Source organism: Marinobacter sp. (assembly GCF_041690455.1).
Classification (GTDB): Bacteria; Pseudomonadota; Gammaproteobacteria; order Pseudomonadales; family Oleiphilaceae; genus Marinobacter.
The window spans coordinates 1-2561 of record NZ_JAWLHI010000156.1; the positions used below are offsets into that span (position 1 = coordinate 1).

A 2561-nucleotide genomic window follows, 5' to 3' on the forward strand; every position below is an offset into this window, starting at 1 on the left:
ATGCCTTGCTTTATAGCACGATACGTTCCGAATATCCATGCACAGAGCGGTGATGAGCTGGTTTTCCAGCGCCTCCATATCTGTCAAAGATCACAAACTTCCGCATCGCGCACGGCAAGATCCAGTGCCTCGGGCAGGAAAGGGAGCAGCTCGGCTACGCCGAAGGCGGGGGTGGGATTGGCCAGAACACCCAGGTACCGGTTGGCCAGCGCTGCCGTCCGGCACGCTTTGGTCATGTCCATCCCGGAGGCCAGCAGCGCCGTAACCAGACCGGTCAAGGTATCGCCGGTGCCGCCGATGGGCTCCATGGCCGGGGTATCGGGCTCACTCAAACGCGACACGATACGTCCGCCGTCCACCACGTAGTCAGTTTGCCCCTTGACCAGGAGGTGACGGGCCGCATTGGCGCTGGCAAAGGCTGCATCGATCAGGTCCGGAATCATCGCTTCCTCCTGAAGCAGAAATCCCCTCGTGTAGAAGGGATGGGGCGCGACCTCATCAGCCAGAAAGGCCATCTCACCGGCATCCGGTGTGAACAGGTCGTAATGATCGGCATAGCCGCTCATTTTGGCCGCGTACATGAATCCTGCGTCAGCCACCAGCAGAGGGCGCTCGGCGAGCTCTGCCAGACCCCACAGAATTTTATTGTGCCAGACGACATCAGGCATGAGATAGTGAAAGGTCACTCCGGCATGCCGAAACCGCTCAAGATTATCCACCAGATGCTTGTAAAGATTGCGGCTGCCCTCCCCCGAACCGGTGTCTCCGATGATCAGCGCTTCGGGCGGATCAATGCCAAGCGCGCGGGCCGCGACAAAGGCCGTTGCCATGAGAGCCGGCGTTCCCCTGGCCACGTTAACGGTAACGCCAAGCACCTCGATGGCTCGTTCCTGAACCGTATAGGGTCCCCATGCCAGGCTGAAATCAGCCCTTGGGACCGTGCCGACAATCAACCACGACATTGACGTCGCGCCTCATCGAAAGCCAGTTGCAGCGCATAGCCGCACAGGGTTTGCCCCAAGGAGCGGGGCTCGGGCGCCGCATCGAGGGTCTGTCCCACCAGCATCTCGGCCAGATAGGGCACATCCGGGCACCCACCGCCGGACACGTTGACGATACGCCGATCCCGACGGTCCACGGTGATCTTCATGTTGGCGGCCCGAACCATCAGGTACGACCCCAATTCCTTGGACTGGAACAGGGACACGGGTTCAAGCAGGTGATCCTGGGCGACGGCTACCCGCAATGGCTGAAGATTCCGCTCTGCCAGCACCTCCCGCACACGCATTTCCTGCATCAGGGAAAACTCAATGACCATGTCGCAACCCTGACGCAAATCCGGAGGCGGTCCCTTGACCGCGACCTCCAGACCTGACTGGCGGAGCGCCTCCTCGGCCCGGATAACCTCGCCCGTGCTCGGATAGAGAAGCATCCCTTTTTCAGAGAGGCCGCGAACCGGGGGGGCCTTGCGGGACAGAAGCCCCCGCAGCCAGTTCATGACTTCGCCAGGGACAATCTGAATTCCCCTCCTTCAAGCTCATCCACAGTCACGCTCCAGCCTTGACTCTGCGCGGCACGAGAAACGTTTTCCCGACTGGCCTCGTTGTCCACGACCACCTCGATTTCCCCGGAACCGTTTGCGCGCATGGCCTGCATGGCCATGAGCACCGGCTGGGGGCACGACAAACCTTTGGCGTCAACTACCTGTTTCATCTTCACTCCCCCTATTTTCGATTTGTGAGCCCGATGAACATCAGCACGATCAGGCAGATAACGACCGCCTCGACTCCGTAAGGGCCGATACCATTGGGCGAACTGGCCAGCCCGAAATTGTGGGCGATTCCTGCGCCTGCCAGAGATCCCAATACGAAGATCCCCGCATCGCTATTGCCTTCGCCGGACATGAAAAGCTGCCTGCCCGGACATCCACCCGCCAAGGCAAATGCCAGACCGGCCACAAGCATCCCCGCGAAATTCCAGAACCACATGGTGTGCGCCACCGGCTGGCCTTCGAACCCGGGATTGAATTGGCCAAGAATGACGTTGGCGATCAAAGCGGTGATCAGAAGCGAAAGAAAGCCGAACATGAGATACCACTGCCTGAAAAGCAGAACGTCGCGAATGGCGCCCATGGTGCAAAACCGGCTGCGCTGGGCCAGAAAACCGATACCCAGACCCGCGCCAAGTGAAAGCAGAAGAGGCGCGTAGGCCGCCCCGGGACCCTTGAGGGAGTACCAGAGCACTCCGCTCTGGGCTTCTCCGGCCACAGGAGGAAACAGCACCCGCAAAGCCAGAAGGCCCAGCATGAGCAGAGGCATGAGCAGCCCCGTGCCGATGGACTGGGACTGGGTTCGCCCCAGATTAAAACCATTCTTGAAGAAAAGCGTGCCTATCCAGACACCGGTAACAAGGCCCAGGAGCCCGAACAGGGCATTGCCGTCGCCTCCGGCCAGTCGAAGTATCACCCGCCAGGGGCAGCCCAGGAAGACCAGCGCGCCAATCATGGCTATCATGCCCAAGATGAAACGCGCCAGCGGAGCCGAACCCCCATTAGGCTTGAA

The 2561-nt window shown here is 60.4% G+C and carries 4 protein-coding genes; all 4 read right to left on the minus strand.

Annotation, left to right across the window (positions count from 1 at the left end):
- Positions 1-83 precede the first annotated feature (83 nt).
- Complete coding sequence (locus ACESMW_RS18980; protein ID WP_372988520.1) at positions 84-962, minus strand: NAD(P)H-hydrate dehydratase; 879 nt, start codon at positions 960-962, stop codon at positions 84-86.
- Positions 950-1432, minus strand: a complete 483-nt coding sequence (locus ACESMW_RS18985) for a DUF3343 domain-containing protein (RefSeq protein WP_372988521.1) — start codon at positions 1430-1432, stop codon at positions 950-952. Before ACESMW_RS18985 ends, ACESMW_RS18980 begins: the two co-directional genes overlap by 13 nt.
- Positions 1433-1494: 62 nt before the next feature.
- Complete coding sequence (locus ACESMW_RS18990; protein WP_372988522.1) at positions 1495-1713, minus strand: sulfurtransferase TusA family protein; 219 nt, start codon at positions 1711-1713, stop codon at positions 1495-1497.
- Positions 1714-1724: 11 nt separating this feature from the next.
- Positions 1725-2561: YedE family putative selenium transporter (gene yedE, locus ACESMW_RS18995; RefSeq protein ID WP_372988523.1), on the minus strand; the 837-nt coding region annotated here is incomplete at its 5' end.